At 63.1% G+C, this 15,982-nt stretch carries 17 protein-coding genes and 1 tRNA gene; 6 read left to right on the plus strand and 12 right to left on the minus strand.

Going from position 1 to position 15,982, the window contains the following annotated elements; translation table 11 throughout:
• Nucleotides 1–12: 12 nt before the first annotated feature.
• The 12 genes from nuoF to rpsO all read right to left on the minus strand — a co-directional run bounded on the left by nuoF (nucleotide 13) and on the right by rpsO (nucleotide 9,955).
• Nucleotides 13–1,371 carry an NADH-quinone oxidoreductase subunit NuoF gene (gene nuoF / locus DACI_RS26155; RefSeq protein WP_012206974.1) on the minus strand — a complete coding sequence of 453 codons (1,359 nt, stop codon included), beginning with the start codon at nucleotides 1,369–1,371 and terminating at the stop codon, nucleotides 13–15.
• Entirely contained in the window at nucleotides 1,368–1,859 is a 492-nt protein-coding gene (gene nuoE, locus DACI_RS26160; protein ID WP_012206975.1) for an NADH-quinone oxidoreductase subunit NuoE, read from the minus strand. Before nuoE ends, nuoF begins: the two co-directional genes overlap by 4 nt.
• Complete coding sequence (locus tag DACI_RS26165; RefSeq protein ID WP_012206976.1) at nucleotides 1,856–3,109, minus strand: NADH-quinone oxidoreductase subunit D; 1,254 nt, start codon at nucleotides 3,107–3,109, stop codon at nucleotides 1,856–1,858. The genes nuoE and DACI_RS26165 overlap by 4 nt, the downstream gene beginning before the upstream one ends.
• A gap of 32 nt (nucleotides 3,110–3,141) precedes the next feature.
• Complete coding sequence (locus tag DACI_RS26170; protein ID WP_043783660.1) at nucleotides 3,142–3,750, minus strand: NADH-quinone oxidoreductase subunit C; 609 nt, start codon at nucleotides 3,748–3,750, stop codon at nucleotides 3,142–3,144.
• A gap of 10 nt (nucleotides 3,751–3,760) precedes the next feature.
• Entirely contained in the window at nucleotides 3,761–4,240 is a 480-nt protein-coding gene (locus tag DACI_RS26175; RefSeq protein WP_012206978.1) for a NuoB/complex I 20 kDa subunit family protein, read from the minus strand.
• Nucleotides 4,241–4,263: 23 nt separating this feature from the next.
• The gene (locus tag DACI_RS26180) at nucleotides 4,264–4,623 is read right to left on the minus strand and encodes an NADH-quinone oxidoreductase subunit A (protein ID WP_012206979.1); all 360 of its coding nucleotides are present in this window, start codon (nucleotides 4,621–4,623) and stop codon (nucleotides 4,264–4,266) included.
• A gap of 73 nt (nucleotides 4,624–4,696) precedes the next feature.
• Nucleotides 4,697–4,781 (minus strand) — tRNA-Leu (locus DACI_RS26185).
• A 117-nt stretch (nucleotides 4,782–4,898) separates the two neighbouring features.
• A complete protein-coding gene (gene secG, locus DACI_RS26190; protein WP_012206980.1) occupies nucleotides 4,899–5,291 on the minus strand; it encodes a preprotein translocase subunit SecG in 393 nt (130 codons plus the stop codon).
• A gap of 58 nt (nucleotides 5,292–5,349) precedes the next feature.
• On the minus strand, nucleotides 5,350–6,096 hold the full coding sequence (gene tpiA / locus DACI_RS26195; protein ID WP_012206981.1) for a triose-phosphate isomerase: 747 nt from the start codon (nucleotides 6,094–6,096) through the stop codon (nucleotides 5,350–5,352).
• A 2-nt stretch (nucleotides 6,097–6,098) separates the two neighbouring features.
• Nucleotides 6,099–7,100, minus strand: coding sequence for an NAD(P)H-quinone oxidoreductase (locus DACI_RS26200; protein ID WP_012206982.1), 1,002 nt, complete (start codon nucleotides 7,098–7,100; stop codon nucleotides 6,099–6,101).
• A gap of 119 nt (nucleotides 7,101–7,219) precedes the next feature.
• Nucleotides 7,220–9,481: a polyribonucleotide nucleotidyltransferase gene (gene pnp / locus DACI_RS26205; protein WP_012206983.1), complete on the minus strand. Its 2,262-nt coding sequence runs from the start codon at nucleotides 9,479–9,481 to the stop codon at nucleotides 7,220–7,222.
• 207 nt (nucleotides 9,482–9,688) lie between these two features.
• Nucleotides 9,689–9,955 carry a 30S ribosomal protein S15 gene (gene rpsO, locus DACI_RS26210; protein WP_012206984.1) on the minus strand — a complete coding sequence of 89 codons (267 nt, stop codon included), beginning with the start codon at nucleotides 9,953–9,955 and terminating at the stop codon, nucleotides 9,689–9,691.
• A 239-nt stretch (nucleotides 9,956–10,194) separates the two neighbouring features.
• Between rpsO and DACI_RS32860 the strand changes: the two genes are divergently transcribed.
• The 6 genes from DACI_RS32860 to DACI_RS26235 all read left to right on the plus strand — a co-directional run bounded on the left by DACI_RS32860 (nucleotide 10,195) and on the right by DACI_RS26235 (nucleotide 15,978).
• On the plus strand, nucleotides 10,195–10,509 hold the full coding sequence (locus DACI_RS32860) for a hypothetical protein (protein WP_012206985.1): 315 nt from the start codon (nucleotides 10,195–10,197) through the stop codon (nucleotides 10,507–10,509).
• Between the two features lie 249 nt (nucleotides 10,510–10,758).
• Nucleotides 10,759–11,322 carry a GspH/FimT family pseudopilin gene (locus tag DACI_RS26215; RefSeq protein ID WP_012206986.1) on the plus strand — a complete coding sequence of 188 codons (564 nt, stop codon included), beginning with the start codon at nucleotides 10,759–10,761 and terminating at the stop codon, nucleotides 11,320–11,322.
• Nucleotides 11,313–11,933, plus strand: a complete 621-nt coding sequence (gene pilV, locus DACI_RS26220; RefSeq protein ID WP_012206987.1) for a type IV pilus modification protein PilV — start codon at nucleotides 11,313–11,315, stop codon at nucleotides 11,931–11,933. The genes DACI_RS26215 and pilV overlap by 10 nt, the downstream gene beginning before the upstream one ends.
• The gene (locus DACI_RS26225; protein ID WP_012206988.1) at nucleotides 11,930–12,805 is read left to right on the plus strand and encodes a PilW family protein; all 876 of its coding nucleotides are present in this window, start codon (nucleotides 11,930–11,932) and stop codon (nucleotides 12,803–12,805) included. The genes pilV and DACI_RS26225 overlap by 4 nt, the downstream gene beginning before the upstream one ends.
• Nucleotides 12,802–13,566 carry a pilus assembly PilX family protein gene (locus DACI_RS26230; RefSeq protein WP_012206989.1) on the plus strand — a complete coding sequence of 255 codons (765 nt, stop codon included), beginning with the start codon at nucleotides 12,802–12,804 and terminating at the stop codon, nucleotides 13,564–13,566. The genes DACI_RS26225 and DACI_RS26230 overlap by 4 nt, the downstream gene beginning before the upstream one ends.
• Before the next feature lie 261 nt (nucleotides 13,567–13,827).
• On the plus strand, nucleotides 13,828–15,978 hold the full coding sequence (locus DACI_RS26235; RefSeq protein ID WP_225971003.1) for a pilus assembly protein: 2,151 nt from the start codon (nucleotides 13,828–13,830) through the stop codon (nucleotides 15,976–15,978).
• Nucleotides 15,979–15,982 lie beyond the last annotated feature (4 nt).

The following is a 15,982-nucleotide window of genomic DNA, read 5'->3' on the forward strand; positions in this document are numbered from 1 at the left end:
CTTTTCTCGCGATCAGGCGGCGTTGACCGTCTGCTTGGAAGCGTTCTGGATCTTCGCTTCAAACTCGTGGCGGAAGTGCTTGATCATGGCGCGCACCGGCATCGCTGCCGCATCGCCCAGCGCACAGATCGTGCGCCCCATGATGTTCACGGACACCGAGTCCAACAGCTCGATGTCTTCAGGACGGCCTTCGCCGTGCTCGATTCGGTTGACCACGCGCCACAGCCAGCCCGTGCCTTCGCGGCAAGGGGTGCACTGGCCGCAGGACTCGTGCTGGTAGAAGTAGGACAGGCGCAGCAGGCTCTCGACCATGTCGCGCGAGTCGTCCATCACGATCACGGCGCCCGAGCCCAGCATGGAGCCGGCCTTGGCGATGGAATCGTAGTCCATCGTGCATTCCATGATGATGTCAGCCGGCAGCACGGGCGAGGACGATCCACCGGGGATCACCGCCTTGAGCTTGCGGCCCGTGCGCACGCCGCCCGCCAGCTCCAGCAGCTTGCTGAAGGGCGTGCCCAGCGGCACTTCGTAGTTGCCGGGCAGGTTGACGTCACCGCTGACCGAGAAGATCTTGGTGCCGCCGTTGTTGGGCTTGCCGCACTCCAGGTACGCAGCGCCGCCGTTGCGGATGATCCAGGGAACGGCCGCAAAGGTTTCGGTGTTGTTGATGGTGGTCGGCTTGCCGTACAGGCCGAAGCTGGCCGGGAACGGCGGCTTGAAGCGCGGCTGGCCCTTCTTGCCTTCCAGCGACTCCAGCAGCGCCGTCTCTTCGCCGCAGATGTAGGCGCCGAAGCCATGGTGCGCGTGCAGCTGGAAGCTGAAGCTGCTGCCCATGATGTTGTCACCCAGGTAGCCGGCGGCGCGGGCTTCCTCCAGCGCAGCCTCGAAGCGCTCATAGGCTTCGAAGATTTCGCCGTGGATGTAGTTGTAGCCCAGGGAGATGCCCATCGCGTAGGCGGCGATGATCATGCCCTCGATCACGATGTGCGGGTTGTGCACCAGGATGTCGCGGTCCTTGCAGGTGCCAGGCTCGCCTTCGTCCGAGTTGCAGACCAGGTGCTTCTGGCCCGGGAACTGGCGGGGCATGAAGCTCCACTTCAGGCCCGTGGGGAAACCTGCACCGCCGCGGCCGCGCAGGCCCGATTCCTTGACGGTGGCGATCACCTGGTCCTGGGTCAGGCCTTCGCTGCCATCCTTGCCCAGGATCTTGCGCAGCGCCTGATAGCCGCCGCGTGCCTCGTAGTCCTTGATGGACCAGTTGGCGCCGGTCAGGTCGGCGTAGATCTGCGGATTGATGTGGCGGTCGTGAAAGCAGGTCTCGCTGCCCGAAGAGGCAAACTTGGCCAGGACCGATTGTGCGGCGGCGTTCATGCCTTGCCCTCCGCGGCACGCAGGCCGTCGATCAATTCGTCGAGCTTTTCGTTGCTCATGAAGCTGCACATGCAGCGGTCGTTCACCAGCATCACCGGCGAATCCGCGCAGGCACCCAGGCACTCGGACTGCTGCAGCGTGAACATGCCGTCAGGCGTGGTCTCGCCCATCTTGATGCCCAGGCGGGATTCCAGATGGTGCAGCGCCTTGTAGCCGTCGCGCAGCTGGCAAGGCAGGTTGGTGCAGACGTTCAGCTTGTACGTGCCCGTGGGGCGCTGGTTGTACATGTTGTAGAACGTGGTGACTTCATGCACCGCGATCTCGGCCATGCCCAGGAACTCGGCAATCACGGCCTCGCTCTCGGCGCTGACCCAGCCCTGCTCCTGCTGCACGATGGACAGGCAGGCCATGACAGCAGACTGCTTCTGGTCGGCCGGGTACTTGGCCACCTCGCGCGCAAAGCGCTCCTTGGTCGCTTCGGTAATCATCGGTCAACGTCTCCAAACACGATGTCCAGGGTACTCAGCACCATCACGGCGTCGGCCAGCATGTGACCTCGGCACAGTTCGTCCATGGCGGACAGATTGGCGAATCCCGGCGGACGGATCTTCAGGCGGTAGGGCTTGTTGGCCCCATCGCTCACGATGTAGATGCCGAACTCCCCCTTGGGGTGTTCGATGGCCGCGTAAGCCTCGCCTTCGGGCACGCGGAAACCTTCGGTGAAGAGCTTGAAGTGGTGGATCAGCTCTTCCATGTTGGACTTCATGCCTTCGCGCGGCGGCGGGGCAATCTTGTGGTTGTCCACGATCACCGGGCCCGGGTTGGCGCGCAGCCAGTCCACGCACTGCTTGATGATGCGGTTGGACTGGCGCATTTCGGCCACGCGCACCAGGTAGCGGTCGTAGCAGTCGCCGGTCTTGCCCACGGGCACGTCGAAGTCCATGCGGTCATAGACCTCATAGGGCTGCGACTTGCGCATGTCCCAGGCCACGCCGGAGGCACGCAGCATCGGGCCGGTCAGGCCCAGGTTCATGGCGCGCTCGGCCGTCACCACGCCGATGTCCACGTTGCGCTGCTTCCAGATGCGGTTGTCGGTCAGCAGGGTCTCGTACTCGTCCGCGCACTTGGGGAAGCGCTGCGTGAAGTCGTCGATGAAGTCCAGCAACGAGCCATGGCGGTTGCGGTTCATGATCTCGACAGAGCGCGCATTGCGCACCTTGCTGGCCTTGTACTGAGGCATGGTGTCGGGCAGGTCGCGGTAGACGCCGCCCGGACGGAAGTAGGCCGCGTGCATGCGCGCGCCCGAAACCGCCTCGTACATGTCCATGAGGTCTTCGCGCTCACGGAAGGTGTAGATCAGCGTCGTGGAGCTACCCGCATCGTTGCCGCTGGAGCCCAGCCACATCAGGTGATTCATGATGCGGGTGATCTCCGAATACATCACGCGGATGTACTGGGCGCGGATGGGCACCTCGATGCCCAGCAGCTTCTCGATGGCCAGGCAGTAGGCGTGCTCGTTGCACATCATGGACACGTAGTCCAGCCGGTCCATATAGGGCAGCGACTGGATGTAGGTCTTGCTCTCTGCCAGTTTTTCTGTCGCACGGTGCAGCAGACCGATGTGCGGGTCTGCGCGCTGCACCACTTCACCGTCGAGCTCCAGCACCAGGCGCAGCACGCCGTGCGCTGCCGGGTGCTGCGGACCAAAGTTCAGGGAATAGTTCTTGATTTCAGCCATGGTCGTCCATCAAAAAGGCGCCTGGAGCGCCTTCAGTGCAGGCCCCCGTAGTTGTCTTCGCGGATGATCCGCGGCGTGATCTCGCGGGGCTCGATGGTGACCGGCTGGTACACCACGCGCTGTTGCTCGGGGTCATAGCGCATTTCCACATGGCCCGACAGCGGGAAGTCCTTGCGGAAGGGATGGCCGATGAAGCCGTAGTCGGTCAGGATGCGGCGCAGGTCGTCATGGCCGTCGAAGACGATGCCGAACAGGTCGAACGCCTCGCGCTCGAACCAGTTCGCACCCGCCCAGACGGAAGTGACGGAAGCCACCACCGGGAAATCGTCGTCGGTGCAAAAGACACGAACGCGCAGGCGCTGGTTCAGGCTGATCGACAGCAGGTGGGATACCACGGCAAAGCGCGGGCCTTCACGCCCGACTTCTGCATAGGTGGAGTAGTCCACGCCGCACAGGTCCACCAGGACCTCGAACCGGCAATCCGGGGCGGTGTGCAGAACCTGCATGGCCTCCAGATACTGGGCGGCGGACACTTCGACCGTCACCTCGCCCAGGGCCACGGTCACGCTGCGCGCCTTGTCACCCAAGGCAGCAGCCACCACATCCCGAAGCACTTCGGGGTGAATCGCAATAGCAGTCATCATCTAGCCCTTAGACGCGAGCGATGGTATGGGTGCGGCGGATCTTCTGCTGCAGCTGGATGATGCCGTAGATCAGGGCTTCCGCCGTGGGGGGGCAGCCAGGCACATAGACATCGACCGGCACGATGCGGTCACAGCCGCGCACCACGGAATAGCTGTAGTGGTAGTAGCCGCCGCCGTTGGCGCACGAGCCCATGGAGATGACCCAGCGGGGCTCGGACATCTGGTCATAGACCTTGCGCATGGCGGGCGCCATCTTGTTGCACAGGGTGCCGGCCACAATCATCAGGTCCGACTGCCGCGGGCTGGCACGGAAGACTTCCGAGCCAAAGCGACCGATGTCGTAACGCGCCGCCGCAGCGTGCATCATCTCCACCGCGCAGCAGGCCAGACCAAATGTCATGGGCCACAGCGAGCCCGTCTTGGCCCAATTCACCACAGAGTCGTAACTCGTGGTGATGAAGCCTTCTTTCATCACGCCTTCGATCATCGTGTTTCCTTAGTGAACCCGCTTCAGTCCCAGTCCAACGCACCCTTCTTCCATTCGTAGACAAAGCCCACGACGAGAACGGTCAGGAAAATAAGGACAGCGGCGAAACCAGCCCCACCCACGTCCCGAAGCGCAACGGCCCAGGGCAGCAGAAAGGCGATTTCCAAATCAAACAGGATGAACAGGATGGCGACGAGGTAGTAGCGCACATCGAACTTCATGCGCGCGTCTTCGAAGGCCTCGAAGCCACATTCATAGGGGGAGTTCTTGGCGGCGTCGGGCCGGTTCGGACCCAGCACATACCCCAGTACCAGGGGGACTACGCCGACACCCATGCCGACGAGAATGAACAAGAGAACGGGAAGATACTGGTCGATGTTCATCGTGTGCGGCTACCTTGAAAGGCATGCCCGCACCGATCAGCCTGATCAGCAGGGCAGGCTCTTAGTTATATCTTGGTGCCGTCGGCGAGACTCGAACTCGCACAGCTTTCGCCACTACCCCCTCAAGATAGCGTGTCTACCAATTTCACCACGACGGCAAGTCTTGATTTCGGCTGGCTCTTTATCTCCGTTGCAAAGATTCCGCCTACCGAACAATCTCTAGATTCTACTCTGAAAAACCCTCGGACCCGGAGGACCGAGGACTTTGTTCGAAATTATTTCGTGGGGATCTGGGCAGCGCCTTCAGCACCGGCAGCAGGCGCCTGGCCTGCAGCAGGAGCAGGCACTTCGCCAGCAGCGCCAGAGGCCGCAGGAGCCGGAGCCGTGATGGGTGCGGCACCTTCCAGCACGCTGCCCGAGCTGACGGGACGCGCATTGCTCAGATAGGCCAGCGCCAGCGTGGCCACGAAGAACACCGTGGCCAGGCCTGCCGTGGAGCGCGACAGGAAGTTGGCGCTGCCGGAGGCACCGAACAGGCTGCCGGAGCTGCCGCTGCCGAACGAGGCGCCCATGTCGGCACCCTTGCCGTGTTGAATCAGGATCAGGCCGATCATGCCGAGAGCCGACAGCATCTGAACGGCGAGGATCACGCTTGCGAATGCATTCATTGGTTGTACCTGCTAGTAACGCGAGAGCTAAAAAAGCGAATGGAAAAACCGCCCCGGCTTACTGGGCCGCAGCGATGATGGTCAGGAAATCGGCTGCCTTGAGCGAAGCTCCGCCCACCAGGCCACCATCAATGTCGGCCTGGGCCAGCAGCTGGGCCGCATTGGAGGCATTCATGCTGCCGCCGTACAGCAAGGCGATGCGATCGGCCTGCTGGCTGGCAGCCGCCAGCTGGGCGCGCAGCACGGCATGCACCTGCTGGGCCTGCTCCGGCGTGGCGGTCCTGCCGGTGCCGATGGCCCAGACGGGCTCATAGGCCACGACCAGCTCATTGATGCACTGACCCACCTGGTGGATCACGGCCGCCAGTTGGCGCTTGACCACTTCTTCGGTCTGCCCCGCCTCGCGCTCCGCCAGCGTTTCACCCACACAGACGATGGGCGTGACGCCCTTGGCCAGCGCAGCCTGCGCCTTCAGCGCCACCACGGCATCGGTTTCGCCATGGTATTGGCGACGCTCCGAGTGCCCCACCAGCGTATAGCGCACGCCAAAATCCCGAAGCATTGCGGCCGACAGCTCGCCCGTATAGGCACCCGATTCATGCTGCGACACATCCTGCGCGGCCACGCCGATGGCCGAGCCTTCAAGCTCGGCCTGGGCCTGGGCCAGATAGACGGCAGGCACGGCCACAGCCACGCCCGCATTGCCTCCCTCGGGCAGACCCTCCTTGAGGGCCTTGAGCAAAACGGCATTGGCAGCCAGGCCGCCATTCATCTTCCAGTTGCCGACGATGAGTTTCTTCTTCATGGTTACCACGTCAAAACGATTTTGCCGGTGTGCTGACTCGACTCCATCAGCGCGTGCGCCTTGTCGGCATCAGCGGCAGCAAAGGTGCTATGGATCACAGGACGAATGCCGCCTGCCTCGATGAGCGGCCAGACCTCGCGGCGCAGGGCCTGGGCGATGGCTGCCTTGAAAGCCACAGGCCGCGGACGCAGTGTGGAGCCCGTCACCAGCAGACGGCGACGCAGGACCAGGCCCGCATCGAACTCCGCCTTGATGCCACCCTGCACCGCAATGATGACCAGGCGGCCATCCTCTGCCAGACTTTGCACTTCGCGTGCCACATAGCCACCCGCCACCATGTCAAGGATCACGTCCACCCCCCTGCCTTCGGTGATGCGCTGCACCTCCGCGGCAAAGTCCTGGGTACGGTAGTTGATGGCATGGTCGGCACCCAGCTTGAGGCAGTCGGCGCACTTGGCATCGGAGCCAGCGGTCACGATGACCGTGGCGCCGCGCGCCTTGGCCAGCTGGATGGCCGTCACGCCGATGCCGCTGCTGCCACCCTGCACCAGCAGGGTTTCACCCGCCTGCAAGGCACCGCGATCGAACACATTGCTCCAGACGGTGAAGAAGGTCTCGGGCAATGCCGAAGCCTCCACCTCGCTGAGCCCTGCCGGGATGGGCAGGCACTGGGCCACGGGCGCAACACAGTACTCCGCATAGCCACCGCCGGCCAGCAGCGCGCACACGCGGTCTCCCACGCGCAGGCCCGCCAGCCGCATGGCTTCGTCGTCGCCCGACACGATCACCCCAGCCACTTCCAGCCCGGGCAGGTCGGAGGCGCCAGGCGGCGGAGCGTAGTGCCCCTTGCGCTGCAACACATCAGGGCGATTGACACCACTGGCCGACACCTGGATCAGCAACTCCTGCGCACCCGCAACGGGCAGCGGGCGCTCGCCCAGGCGCAATACCTCGGGAGCACCAAAGTCCGTGAGCTCCACGGCACGCATGATTTGCTTTTCCATCTTTCGACCTCGCAATCCCTGTCAAAAATGCCACAAGCGCTGAACAGGTCAGCGCTTTTTGCCAGTCACCACATGCACCTGCAAGGCCACCCCCTTTTGGGCAATGGCCTTGCCGGGCATTACTGCTGCTGTTGCTGTTGCTGCTCGCCCTCGGCAGCCGGACGGCCGCCGTCACGGGGCTCGCGGGGTTCACGCGGCTCGCGGAACTCGCGCTGCTGGCGGGGCTCACGCGGCTGGCGGAACTCACGCTCGGCAGGCGCGGGGCGGTCGCTGCGCTCCATGCCGGCAGGACGCTCGGTCAACGCCTTCAGCGACAGCTTGACACGACCCTTTTCGTCGGTCTCCATGACCTTGACCTTGATGATCTGGCCTTCCTGCAGGTAGTCGGCGACGCGCTCCACGCGCTCGTGGGCGATCTGGCTGATGTGCAGCAGACCGTCCTTGCCGGGCAGCAGGTTCACGAGAGCACCGAAGTCCAGGATCTTGGTGACCGGGCCTTCGTAGATCTTGCCGATTTCGACTTCGGCCGTGATCTCTTCGATGCGGCGCTTGGCTTCGTCGGCCTTGGCGGCATCGCTGGAGGCAATGGTGATGGTGCCGTCTTCGCCGATGTCGATCTGCGTGCCGGTCTCTTCGGTCAGTGCACGGATGGTGGAGCCGCCCTTGCCGATCACGTCACGGATCTTCTCGGGGTTGATCTTCATCGTGTACAGCTTGGGAGCGAAGGACGAGATCTCGGCCTTGGCTTCGCCCATGGCTTCCTGCATCTTGCCCAGGATGTGCATGCGCGCTTCCTTAGCCTGGGCCAGGGCGACCTGCATGATTTCCTTGGTGATGCCCTGGATCTTGATGTCCATCTGCAGCGCAGTGATGCCGCTGGTGGTGCCGGCCACCTTGAAGTCCATGTCGCCCAGATGATCTTCATCGCCCAGGATGTCGGTCAGCACGGCGAAGCGGTTGTCTTCCTTGATCAGGCCCATGGCGATGCCGGCCACGTGGGCCTTCATCGGAACGCCTGCATCCATCATCGACAGGCAGCCGCCGCAGACCGAAGCCATGGACGAGGAGCCGTTGGACTCGGTGATTTCCGACACCACGCGGATGGTGTAGGGGAATTCTTCCTTGCTGGGCAGGCAGGCCGCCAGGGCGCGCTTGGCCAGACGGCCGTGGCCGATTTCGCGACGCTTGGTCGAGCCCATGCGGCCCACTTCGCCGGTGGCAAAGGGAGGCATGTTGTAGTGGAACAGGAAGCGGTCCTCGAACTCGCCAGCCAGCGCGTCGATGCGTTGTGCATCGCGCTCGGTGCCCAGCGTGGACACGACCAGGGCCTGCGTCTCGCCGCGCGTGAACAGGGCCGAGCCGTGCGTGCGGGGCAGCACGGAGTTGCGGATTTCGATGGGGCGCACGGTGCGCGTGTCGCGGCCGTCGATGCGCGGCTCGCCGGCTAGGATCTGGCTGCGAACGATGCGTGCCTCGATGTCGAACAGCATGCCTTCGACCTTGACGCCGTCGAACTCCACGCCCTGGGCCGTCAGGCCGGCCTTCACGGCGGCGTAGGCTTCGCGGCAGGCTTGCGTGCGGCTTTGCTTGTTGCGGATCTGGTAGGCCGTGCGCAGGGCTTCGTCGCCCAGTGCCGCCACCTTGGCGATCAGCTCTTCATCCTTGGCTGGAGCGACCCAGTCCCAGACGGGCTTGCCGGCTTCGCGCACCAGCTCGTGGATGGCGTCGATGGCGATGCGGCCTTGCTCGTGGCCAAAGACCACGGCGCCCAGCATCACGTCTTCAGGCAGTTGCTGCGCCTCGGACTCCACCATCAGCACGGCGGCTTCGGTACCGGCCACGACCAGATCCATCTGCGAATCCTTGCGCTGGGTCTGACCGGGGTTGAGCACGTACTCGCCATTGATGAAGCCCACGCGGGCGGCACCGATGGGGCCATTGAAGGGAATGCCCGACACGGACAGGGCAGCCGAGGTGGCGATCAGGGCGGCGATGTCGGCATCGACTTCGGGGTTCAGCGACACGGTGTGGATGACCACGTGCACGTCGTTGTAGAAACCTTCGGGGAACAGCGGGCGGATCGGGCGGTCGATCAGGCGGCTGGTCAGGGTTTCGAGTTCGCTGGGCTTGGCTTCGCGCTTGAAGAAGCTGCCGGGGATCTTGCCTGCGGCGTAGGTCTTCTCGATGTAATCGACGGTCAGCGGGAAGAAGTCCTGGCCGGACTTTGCCTGCTTGGACGCCACAACGGTGGCCAGCACCACGGTGTCATCGATGTTGACCAGCACGGCGCCGGAAGCCTGGCGGGCGATCTCGCCGGTTTCCATGGTGACCGTGTGCTGGCCCCACTGGAAGGTCTTGGTGACTTTGTTGAAGATGGACATTGTTGCTCCTTTGGAATGGGTGGACCGATGCACTCATCGGGCCATGATGGAGAGCAATTCAGAACACGATGCCATTCCAGTGCTGGATTCACTGCTATCAAATCAGCAGCACTGGAATGACACAGCTTCGCTCTGTCTTGCATTCTCCGAAGTAAAAAACGCCTGAGCTAGACAGGCTAACTCAGGCGTTTTGATCTCCCACCGTGCTTACTTGCGCAGGCCCAGCTTGGCGATCAGTGCGGTGTAGCGATCAGCGTCCTTGGACTTGAGGTAGTCCAGCAGCTTGCGACGACGGCTCACCATGCGCAGCAGGCCGCGACGACCGTGGTGGTCCTTGGCGTGTTGCTTGAAGTGAGGGGTCAGCTCGTTGATGCGTGCGGTCAGCAGGGCCACTTGCACTTCTGGGCTGCCAGTATCGTTGGCAGAGCGTGCGTTGGACTTGACGACTTCAGCCTTCACGGAAGATGCGATCATTTTTTTTCCTTTGAAATTGGCCCCTCACAGACAAAAGCAGGGAGGCAGCCTTGGTTACTTGCGCCGGGACTGGAAAGGCCCCGACGTGCGTCTTGCACCATGCAAAACCCTGGGATTATAACAAGCGCGCCCTGTCCAGCATCCACACATGCTTTGTGGCCCCACACCGCGCAGGCCGACAGCCCACCCAGAATGCCGCGAAGCCTGCAGACATTCATACATCACGGGAGGGCAACACCATGGCAACGCGTTTTACATTCACTGCTGCAACCTGGCGCGCACATCGGCAGCAATGCGCCCTGCTGAGCCTGGTCGCAGCCCTATGCCTGGCCCTGCCGGCCCAGGCGAGCCCTCACCGCTCCGACACATCGGCCGCGCAAGGCGCCAAGCGCAAAAAAGGCGGACAGCGGGTCCGTGTTCCACCCCAGCGCAGCAGTTCTGAGGAATCACCCGAACAACGCGACAAGCGGCTGTACCGCGAATGCCAGGGCCGGCACAACGCCGGGGCATGCGCCGGATATACCCGGCCGCCACCCGGCAGACAGCGGCGCTGAGCGTTCCCCCCAACAAAAAACAGTCCTACCCCGGAGTTCGATAGCGGCAAAGCCGGCAATACCTTGTCACCATTGGATTTTTTGACGCATCGTCATGCTGGATGACCCTGCACCAACGGCACGACTCCTAATTGTTGAGGACAGAAACAGATTTGTCTGAAAGACATGTACGAACAACCCCAATAGATTGAGCGGCACGCAAACACAACCAGCGCTTCGCAAGCAGATCGACGGGGAGGGATTCAAGACATGTCATCGACCTGGTCTCAGGCCCACCCGGGCGCAAAAGGCTTCACGGCCATCGAGCTGATGGTGGTCGTCGCCATCCTCGCCGTGCTCACCACGCTGGCAGCCCCCAGCTTCCACCTCATCATCGAGCGATGGCGCGTTCGCCAGACCGTGGAGGGCCTGCAGTCGACGCTGCAATACGCGCGCTCCGAAGCCGTCCGGCGCGGGGGCGGCGTCTTCATCCAGAAGCTACCCCAAGGCACCAACGGCTGCACTCTGGCTGCACGTCACGCGGATTGGGGCTGCGGCTGGGTGGTGTTCGTTGACCGCAATGGCAATAAGCGCTGGGATCCCCGGGAAGAACTACAGCGCTTCGACACTCCCGCACGCACCCTTGTCATCCGCTCCAGATCCGCCGCCATCATCAGTGTGGACCGATGGGGACAAATGGGTGGATTCACCGCCATGGGCTTCGCCGTCGCCCCGTCTTCCGCCGGCCTCGTCTCTGCTGCAGCGAAAGGCATCTGCGTTTCGTCCGGCGGACGTATCCGGGTGGTCGGCCGGGAGGGCATTCCATGCGCCTGACAAGCACCCACGCTCGGCACGCCAAAGGCTTCACCCTGATCGAAACCCTGGTTGCCACCGTCGTCACGGCCCTGGGTGTTCTGGGAATCCTGAGCCTGCAGATGCGCACCCTGGCCGACACCCAAAGCGGCGTGCGCCGCGCTCAGGCCATCCGGTTGATCGAAGACTTCAGCGAGCGCACCCACGCCAACCCCAATTCTCTCGGGCAGATGAGCAACTACGAATCCGATTGGGATCACACCCCTGAATCCACCGCCGACTGCAGCGCCACACCATGCGACCCGGAAACGCTGGCCAGCTACAACCTCGCGCTGTGGAAGGCTTCCGTTCATCAACTGCTGCCAAGCGGAGCCGCCAAGGTCTTCCCTGCAACAGACGACACCAGCAACGGACGCCACCTGGGCATCGTGATCAGCTGGCGTGAAAACGAGAAATCCAGCAAAGCCGGCGACAAAAAACCCCTCGGACTCCATAGCGATGGCACACACGGCGACGAAGCCATGGCCTGCCCCACCGGCAGAGCCTGCCACCTGCAATACATAGCGCTCAGCGCTCGTTGCGCGCCATATCTTGCCAACAACGCAGTCCAGTTCTTCTGCGCAAGCCCATGAAGCACACCCGCATCGCCGACGCAACCCTGGTGCAGCCTGGTCAACGCGGCCTGAGTCTGGTCGAACTGCTGGTGGGCCTTCTCCTGGGACTGTTGATCATCGCAGTGGCCCTGGGCGCACTCATGGCATCACGCGCCGTCTCCGGCACCGTCAGCGATGCCAGCCATCTGCAGCAGCAGGCATCCCATCTCTTCCGCGTCATGGGCCGGCAGATCCGGCAGGCGGGGTCTCTTCGGCTGCTTCTCTCGTCTGCAAAAAAGGGAACAGACACCGTTGACGTGGCGGACCCCGTTGCATTCGAGGCGAGCGCACAAGATTTCGACCCTGCGCGCGACACCATCCTGGGCCTTGATGCGCCAGGCCGCGCTCAATACAAGCTCACCGTGGGCTACAGCAACTACACGCAACCGCTGCACGGCTCGGCCATCGAAACTTCACTGCAGCGCAATTGCCTGGGCCAGGCCAACAGCCACAACCTGATCCTGAGCCGCTTTGCGCTGGACGCCCGCAAAAACACCCTGCGCTGCACCGGAACACCCTCTGCGGGAGCCCAGCCACTGGCCCAGAACGTCGCCAACTTCCAGGTGCGCTATCTGATCCAGTTGCCGAAAGGTGATGCACGCCTGCAGTACGTCAACGCAGCCGCCGTGGGCCAGGACTGGTCACGCGTAGTTGCTGCGGAGGTCTGTCTGGTGCTTTTCGGGATCGAAGTCATCAACATGCCCGCCGACAGCCGCTACACCGATTGCGCAAGCAGTGACGGCACAGCTGAATCCATCGACATGATCACGCTGCCGGCGCCCAGGACCCGGCGCCTGCACATGGTCTTTCGCAGCGTGTACCAGTTGCGCAGCCAGGGGATGGCTGGATGACCGCCAAAGCAGCAGGCATGCGGCATGCCCACACCTGTGCCGCGCGGCGCCAGAAAGGCGTCGCACTGTTCATCGTGATCACCCTGGTCATGCTTTCCATGCTGCTGGCACTTTGGGCATCGCGCAGCGCCCTGTTCAACGAAATGTTCGTGGGCAACGATGCCGACTACCAACGCGCCCTCGAAGCTGCACAGGCATTGCTGCAGGATGCCGAACTGGACATTCGAGGCGAACAGGCCAACGGCGCCGCCTGCATCACCAACAGCAGCCAGCCATCCGTCTGCCGCAACGCTGCAACCATCACCCAGTTTCCCCAGGAAACCCAGCAGGTAGGTCTGCTGCTGGCCAACCTGAACCGAGCCACCCCCACAAGCTGCCGAGACGCCCTGTGCACCAAGCGCACAGGGCCTCAGGACTTCTGGAACAACGTGGACGAGACCAAAGGGATCACGCTGAGCCAGATGACCGCCCCCGATGTAGCCGCACGCTACGGCCAGTTCACGGGCGCCATTTCTGAGGGCAAAAGCAATCCCATCCTGGCAAGCCGTGAGACAGGAAAAGGGGGTTGGTACTGGATAGAGATCCTGCCCTATGACGCCAGCGCAGGGAACTCAGGTCTCATAGCCAACGACTCTCCACGTCTGGCCCTCTACATGCAGCCCCAGGTGATCTATCGCATCACAGCCATCGCTCACGGCCGCAAGAGCGGCACCCAGGTAGTGCTGCAACAGACCTATGTCCGCCAGAAGCGCCGCGACTGATTCAGAACGTCTGACATGCCTTACCTCTTTCACCCTGGGTTCCGCCCCCTCCTGCTGCCAGCAGTGATCGCCGCACTCCTGGCCGCGCAAAACAGCCAGGCCCAACGTTTCTCTGAGGCAGGCACGCCAGTTTCCCTGGCACAGAGAGAAGACAAAGAATTTGCCACGCCCATTGAAGACTGCCCGACAGGCCAGCCAGCCGATGCCAAGGGCCGCAGCAGCTCCGCCACTTCCAACGGCAGCGTGATTGCACAGGCAGGCGTGGACATATTCACGGCCCGCTACAGCGCCAAAGCCGCCTGGAGCGGCTGGATCAACGCAGAAACGGTCCAAGCCGACAGGAGCATCACCGCAGCAGCCGGCTGGCAAGGCAAAAGCACGGCTGACCACCTGGATGCACTCAGTGATCAACAGGTACTCAATGAGCGCCTGATCCTGACCTGGAGTGACAGACTGCAAAGGGGCGTGTCTTTCCAATGGCATGAGCTGGACCGCCCCCAGAAGGCGTCTTTCGGCGTCGATGCCGAAGGCAGGGCCGACAAACTGGGCAAGCACAGGTTCAACTTCATACGTGGCGACCGCCGCATGGAAGCTGCGGGACAACCGCTGCGCCCTGACCCAGCCCACCCTTTTCGCCAACGCGGCTCGCGCCAGGGCGATATCGTCAACTCCCAGATCTGGCACACCGGCCGCCCCGTGGACAACTCGCCTTTGCCGGGCTACGCGGCCTATGCGCTCGCCCAGCAGAAGCGCCAGCCCATGATTTACGTGGGCGGCAACGACGGCATGCTGCACGGCTTTTCTGCCACTGACGGCAGCGAGAAGATCGCCTACATCCCCCGTGGCGTGATTTCGGGGCTGGCACGCCTTTCCGACCTCGACTACGACACCCGGCACCGCTACTTCGTGGACGGCTCTGCCATGAGCGGCGACATCAACTCAGGCAGCCATGCATCCCCGCAGTGGCGCACCGTGCTGGCAGGCATGCCGGGCGCCGGTGCCAAAGGCTACTTTGTGCTGGACATCACGCACCCAGAGGCTTTCAACGAACACGGCGCCGGCACGCTGGTCCTGCTGGACCGCACCCAGACCCGCAACAGCGATCCCGGTGACTGCGCCATCTCCGCCGACCTCTGGCAGCGCACCACTTGCCAGGAAGACAAGGACCTGGGCCATATCCTTGCGGCCCCCGTGCGGGACGATGCCAACCCGCAACGCAGCATCCAGATCACGCAGTTGAACAACAACCGCTGGGCTCTGGTGACGGGCAACGGCTACCACAGCACCAACCAACGGCCCGTGCTGCTGATCCAGTACCTCGATGGCAACCAGGAGCTGCTGCGCATCGTGGCCACAGGCGACATCCCCACCGGCACCACACCGGAGACCACCAGCAATGGGCTCTCCGCACCACGCCTCGTGGACATCAATGGCGATGGCCGGCCCGATGTGGTCTATGCGGGCGACCTCCAGGGCAATCTGTGGAAATTCATCATCGCCAGCGATGCCTCCTCCGCTTGGGGCGTGGCCTTCAACGGCCGGCCGCTGTACACCGCCAAGGGTGGCAGTTCGCCAACGGACTCTCGCGCACTGCGCCAGCCCATTACCGCCCCTGTGTCCGTACGCGCCAATGACCGGTACAGCGTCACCACAGAACCCTCGGGAAGCAATGAACGCGTGACTGTGGGCGGCATGCTGGTGGCATTCGGCACAGGACGCAACATCACCCAGCAGGACACTGGCAACACGGCGGTTCAGAGCATCTACTCCATCCTCGACAACACCCGCTACAAGCTGCTCGCGGACGGCCGCATACAGCCTTGCACGGGGGACCCGGACTCTGAGTGCAAGCTGCCTGCAGGGCAGCGTCCAGCCCCCGTATCCGGCATCGGTGAGCTGGCCAAACGCTCGGTGAGCCATCAGACGCAAGGGGCCATTGACCATGGCACCTGGCGAGTGGACTCCACCACCGACCTCGACTGGACGCGGCACAAAGGCTGGTACATGGACCTTCCCCTGTCAGGTGAGCGCCTGCTCAAGCCGATGAGCTTCTACGACGGCAGCAACCTCCTCGCGATCTACAGCCAGATACCCGCCAGATCCTCCAAGCGTCCTGGTGAAGCCATAAGCCGCCCCGCTGATGCCTGCAATGTGAGCGAGGAAAGCCAATTTCTGACGCTCATGAACATCATGGATGGCAAGCGGCCCAGTGTTCCATTGATGGACAGCAACGGCGACGGCGTCTACGACACGGCGGATCAGGAAGCCTCGCGCGCAACCGTCTCCGGGGGATCCCAGACGTTGCTCAACAAAGGCCATCACGCCATTGGCTACGACACCGATGGCCGCCGCAACGTCCTCGCCCGCATGCCCGAGCAATCCCTGCGCCCCAGCTGGCGCCAAATGAAATGAGCCG

Origin of the sequence: Delftia acidovorans SPH-1 (assembly GCF_000018665.1) — a bacterium.
Classification (GTDB): Bacteria; Pseudomonadota; Gammaproteobacteria; order Burkholderiales; family Burkholderiaceae_C; genus Comamonas; species Comamonas acidovorans.

Excerpts from the sequence above, each read along its gene's own strand:
- nuoF (WP_012206974.1), bottom strand. The coding sequence starts at position 1,371 with ATGAACGCCGCCGCACAATCGGTCCTGGCCAAGTTTGCCTCTTCGGGC.
- nuoE (WP_012206975.1), bottom strand. The coding sequence starts at position 1,859 with ATGATTACCGAAGCGACCAAGGAGCGCTTTGCGCGCGAGGTGGCCAAG.
- DACI_RS26165 (WP_012206976.1), bottom strand. The coding sequence starts at position 3,109 with ATGGCTGAAATCAAGAACTATTCCCTGAACTTTGGTCCGCAGCACCCG.
- DACI_RS26170 (WP_043783660.1), bottom strand. The coding sequence starts at position 3,750 with ATGACTGCTATTGCGATTCACCCCGAAGTGCTTCGGGATGTGGTGGCT.
- DACI_RS26175 (WP_012206978.1), bottom strand. The coding sequence starts at position 4,240 with ATGATCGAAGGCGTGATGAAAGAAGGCTTCATCACCACGAGTTACGAC.
- DACI_RS26180 (WP_012206979.1), bottom strand. The coding sequence starts at position 4,623 with ATGAACATCGACCAGTATCTTCCCGTTCTCTTGTTCATTCTCGTCGGC.
- secG (WP_012206980.1), bottom strand. The coding sequence starts at position 5,291 with ATGAATGCATTCGCAAGCGTGATCCTCGCCGTTCAGATGCTGTCGGCT.
- tpiA (WP_012206981.1), bottom strand. The coding sequence starts at position 6,096 with ATGAAGAAGAAACTCATCGTCGGCAACTGGAAGATGAATGGCGGCCTG.
- DACI_RS26200 (WP_012206982.1), bottom strand. The coding sequence starts at position 7,100 with ATGGAAAAGCAAATCATGCGTGCCGTGGAGCTCACGGACTTTGGTGCT.
- pnp (WP_012206983.1), bottom strand. The coding sequence starts at position 9,481 with ATGTCCATCTTCAACAAAGTCACCAAGACCTTCCAGTGGGGCCAGCAC.
- rpsO (WP_012206984.1), bottom strand. The coding sequence starts at position 9,955 with ATGATCGCATCTTCCGTGAAGGCTGAAGTCGTCAAGTCCAACGCACGC.
- DACI_RS32860 (WP_012206985.1), top strand. The coding sequence starts at position 10,195 with ATGGCAACGCGTTTTACATTCACTGCTGCAACCTGGCGCGCACATCGG.
- DACI_RS26215 (WP_012206986.1), top strand. The coding sequence starts at position 10,759 with ATGTCATCGACCTGGTCTCAGGCCCACCCGGGCGCAAAAGGCTTCACG.
- pilV (WP_012206987.1), top strand. The coding sequence starts at position 11,313 with ATGCGCCTGACAAGCACCCACGCTCGGCACGCCAAAGGCTTCACCCTG.
- DACI_RS26225 (WP_012206988.1), top strand. The coding sequence starts at position 11,930 with ATGAAGCACACCCGCATCGCCGACGCAACCCTGGTGCAGCCTGGTCAA.
- DACI_RS26230 (WP_012206989.1), top strand. The coding sequence starts at position 12,802 with ATGACCGCCAAAGCAGCAGGCATGCGGCATGCCCACACCTGTGCCGCG.